The sequence below is a fragment of the Alcanivorax sp. HI0083 genome (genome assembly GCF_001635175.1).
Map to the genome: position 1 here is coordinate 1 of NZ_LWFX01001151.1, position 4,053 is coordinate 4,053.

General features: G+C 55.2%; 4 protein-coding genes. 3 read left to right on the forward strand and 1 reads right to left on the reverse strand.

The window, feature by feature from the left end; genetic code table 11:
- The 3 genes from A3754_RS16345 to A3754_RS16355 form a co-directional block, all read left to right on the forward strand.
- A partial coding sequence (locus tag A3754_RS16345) for an efflux RND transporter permease subunit (protein ID WP_156497030.1) occupies positions 1–1,053 on the forward strand: 1,053 nt, incomplete at its 5' end.
- Positions 1,054–1,101: 48 nt separating this feature from the next.
- Positions 1,102–1,845, forward strand: a complete 744-nt coding sequence (locus A3754_RS16350; RefSeq protein WP_063520555.1) for an isoprenylcysteine carboxylmethyltransferase family protein — start codon at positions 1,102–1,104, stop codon at positions 1,843–1,845.
- 164 nt (positions 1,846–2,009) lie between these two features.
- Positions 2,010–2,990 carry a transposase gene (locus tag A3754_RS16355; protein WP_063520556.1) on the forward strand — a complete coding sequence of 327 codons (981 nt, stop codon included), beginning with the start codon at positions 2,010–2,012 and terminating at the stop codon, positions 2,988–2,990.
- A 216-nt stretch (positions 2,991–3,206) separates the two neighbouring features.
- Here the strand turns inward: A3754_RS16355 and A3754_RS16360 are convergent.
- The coding region (locus A3754_RS16360; RefSeq protein WP_231880657.1) for an SDR family NAD(P)-dependent oxidoreductase at positions 3,207–4,053 on the reverse strand (847 nt) is incomplete at its 5' end.

The window sequence follows — 4,053 nt, forward strand, 5'->3', positions numbered from 1 at the left end:
CCGGATCTCAACGTGCTGCAGGAAAAAGGCGAAGCCATCACTCAGGCCGTCAAGGAAGTCGACGGCGCCACCGATGTGCAACTGGAACAGATCGCCGGTGAAGCTCAACTGGTGGTCACCCCGGACCGCAACGCCCTCAGCCGTTACGGCCTGAGTGTGGATCAGGTCATGGATCTGGTCAGCAACGGCCTGGGCGGCGGCAGCGCCGGGCAGGTGATCAAGGGCAACGAACGCTACGACATCTATGTGCGCCTGGAGCAAAACGCCCGTAAGGATGCTGAAGCCATCCGCAACCTGCGCCTCAAGGCCGCCGATGGTGCCTGGGTACGGCTTATGGATGTGGCGGATGTGTCGCTGGTCTCCGGCCCGCCGCAGATCAGCCGCGACGACGTGCAGCGCCGCGTGGTTATCCAGGCCAACGTGGCCGGTCGTGACATGGGCTCCGTGGTCGCCGACATCCAGCAGGCCATTGAAAGCGAAGTGGATCTGCCCGCCGGTTACAGCGTGGACATCGGCGGCCAATACGAAAACCAGCAGCGCGCCCAGCAACGGCTGGCCATGGTAGTGCCAGTGGCGGTCGGCCTGATCGCCCTGTTGCTCTACTTCGCCTTCGGCTCCGTGGCCCAGGCCGCTCTCATTCTGGTGAACGTTCCTCTAGCACTCATTGGCGGCATCCTCGCCCTGGCCCTTAGCGGCCAGTACCTGTCCGTGCCCAGCTCCGTAGGCTTTATCACCCTGTTCGGGGTGGCGGTGCTCAATGGCGTGGTCATGGTAGAGGCCATCAATCTCAGGCTGCGCGATGGCGAAGCGCTGGAGACGGCGATCTTCGAAGGGGCGGTGTCTCGCCTGCGCCCGGTGCTGATGACTGCGCTCACTTCCATGCTGGGTCTGATTCCCATGTTACTGGCCACGGGGGTGGGCAGTGAGGTGCAAAGGCCGCTGGCAGTGGTAATTGTCGGGGGGCTAGTGTCGGCGACGGGGTTAACGTTGCTGGTACTGCCAAGTCTTTATGCGTTTTTCTCGAGCAAAAAAGCTGTCGAGTTACAACGATAATCTAATCTTCCCCCGGCGGTTATCAGCCGGGGGGTTTAGGAGGAAAAAATGCTTTACTCTACATTGTGCAATCAAGGTGACTGGGCTTTTCGATGGCGTAGTATCGCTCCGGCGGTGCTTATGATTCCCGCGGTAATAGTTGCCTTAATAGATGTGCAATATTTTTTGGATAGTCACACCTATGATCAGTGGTGGGACTTGTTCGCGATATCGTTTGTGGTGGCGGGCCTTGGGATTCGTGTCTGGACTACTGGACATACCCCGCGAAGAACCTCTGGTCGTAATACCAAAAGTCAGGTGGCGGATTCACTAAACACTCGCGGTATTTATTCTATTGTTCGTAATCCTCTCTACCTGGGGAATTTTGTCGGAGGCTTGGGGGTGATTCTATTGCTCCACTCCTTATGGTTAACCCTTTACTATGTGCTGGCGTTCGCGCTTTACTTCGAACGTGTAATTCTTGTTGAGGAGAGATTTCTGTTGAGAAAATTTGGTGATTCATATCGCCAATGGGCAGAAAAAACGCCGGCTTTCTTCCCTTTAATATTACGAAAGTACCAGCCTGATGAATTGCCTTTTTGTTGGAGAACGGTGTTACGTCGTGAATATATAACTGTCGCCATGACAGTGTTGCTGCTGTTTGTTATGGAGGTCGGCGAAGATACAATGATCCAGGGGGAAATTATTCTGGATAGTCGCTGGCTAATAATTGCGGCAATCAATGGAGGGATGTTCTTGTTCTTCCGGGTGGTTAGCAAGCGAACACGTTGGCTTTCCAAGGTTGGCAGGTAATATACCGAAAGGAAAAATCGTTAGGGAAGGAGAAGATAATCGAAGGGAAATAGGGGACACCCATAAATTGGAAGATCTCCTACGCTGAAAATGCACGATGTCTGATATTGGTCTGTTTGTATGGTCAGTATCTTTGGGGTCATGGATAAGCAAGGAGGCGCTCCATGACTCGTGCTCGCTATGCCCAGGTTTCTCTGGACTCCACTCCCTACTATCACTGCATCTGCCGTTGTGTGCGGCGAGCCTTCCTGTGTGGTCAGGACCACTATTCCGGCCAGGATTACGAACATCGCCGGCAATGGGTGGTGGATCGCCTTGCGGTGCTGGGTGAGATGTTTGCCATTGATCTCTGTGCCTATGCGGTAATGTCCAATCACTATCACGTTGTTGTTCGGCTCAATCAGAAGAAGGCGCAGGCCTGGTCAGATACTGAAGTCGCTGAGCGATGGATGCGGTTATTCAGTGGGCCACTGATTGTGAAGCGCTGGCTGAGCGGGCAGTCAGAGGGTGGTGAGGCATTGAAAGCGCTTGAGATCGTCGGCCAATGGCGTGAGCGGCTTTATGATCTTGGCTGGTTCATGAAATGCCTGAATGAATACCTCGCCCGGCGAGCGAACGAGGAGGATTGCTGTAAGGGACGCTTCTGGGAAGGCCGTTACAAGTGCCAGGCGCTACTGGATGAAAAGGCCGTATTGCAGTGTATGGCTTATGTGGATCTCAATCCTGTTCGGGCAGATATGGCCAGTACTCCTGAAGCTTCGGATTATACCTCGGTTCAACAACGAGCCAGCGAGATCAAGGGTCGCCAGACAACGAAGAAAATGCCTCACCTACTCCCGATGGTGGATAGTGAGACAGTGGAAGTTGAACACGATGATACGGTTTGCCGCTTTCGGCTGATGGACTATCTGGAGCTCGTGGACAGTACGGGAAGGGCGGTGCGTGCAGGTAAACGTGGCGCAATCTCGGAGCGGGCCGCAGGGATTCTGGATCGGCTTGGTATTGATGAAAGGGCATGGTTGCGGCATATGCAGCCGCACAAGCAGAGACTGCCTGTCGCGGTCGGCAGCCTGGAAAGACTGAAAGCCTATGCGGCCTCGACAGGTCGTAAATGGGTGTCGGGACAAAGCCTGACCGCATGCTGATTGATCAAGCTCTCTTTTGATTAAATTTATGCGTGTCCCGGATTAGCCATTAGCAACCTGGCGGACGCAAAGGTCAGCGCCAAAAAAATTGAAGATAAAGAGCTTAAGGCAGAAATCGACCAATTGCTGGAAAGCTTGCAGGGTCGTTAGGAACTGAATAATAAGCTGTCAGTATCAATGCTATGCCTGTCCTGGATGGAATAAAAAACGCCGTGCTTATGCGCGGCGTTTTTTTGTGCTGTCGCCGGTGTTGGCCACGGTGCCCGCGCGCACCTTGCTGGAAACGTAATTGGCGGGTGGCTCTTCGTAAAGGCTCTGGTAACTGAAATTAACGATGGATTCTGACGTTTTCGGTAACAGGTAATACATGGCCAGTGCGCCTTTGCCGAACACGCCCAGCTTGCGCTTGTCCTGGGTGATGATCATGTCCAGCATCCAGTTCACGGCGGTTTCCGGTGACATGACGGGCATGTATTGGTAAATCTTGGTGGGGGCAATCATGGGGGTGCGCACCAGCGGATAATTCAGTGAGGAAAAGCGCACCTTGGTGTGGGCGTACTCATTGGCGGCCACCCAGGTCCAGCCTTCCAGTGCCCACTTGGACGCCAGGTAGGCAGAGAAGCGCGCCGGGTTAGCCTGCACGCCCACGGTGGACACGTTGATGATGTGGCCTTCGTTGCGCGCTTCCATGCCCGGCAGCAAGTTCGTGGCCAGCCGGATGGAGGCCAGATAGTTCAGCTGCATGGTCCGTTCGTAATCGTGGAAGCGGCCCACGGTGAACTTGATGGAACGGCGAATGGAGCGTCCGGCATTGTTGATCAGCACGTCCACCCGGCCATGATCCTGCAGGGCCTGTTCGCAAAGGCGATCGCACTCTTCCATTTTGGACAGGTCGCCGGGGTACACGGACGCCTGGCCGCCCCGTTGATGGATGGCGTGGGCAATCGCTTCCAGTTTCTCCTGATTGCGGGCCACCAGCAGCACAGTGGCGCCGGGCAAAGCATTGCAACAGCGGGTCAACGGCAAAGTGATTCTGCTCACCGGCGCCACGGCACGCTTGAGA

What these genes read in the sequence shown, in the direction of transcription:
- A3754_RS16350 (WP_063520555.1), top strand. Translation starts at nt 1,102, where the DNA reads ATGCTTTACTCTACATTGTGCAATCAAGGTGACTGGGCTTTTCGATGG.
- A3754_RS16355 (WP_063520556.1), top strand. Translation starts at nt 2,010, where the DNA reads ATGACTCGTGCTCGCTATGCCCAGGTTTCTCTGGACTCCACTCCCTAC.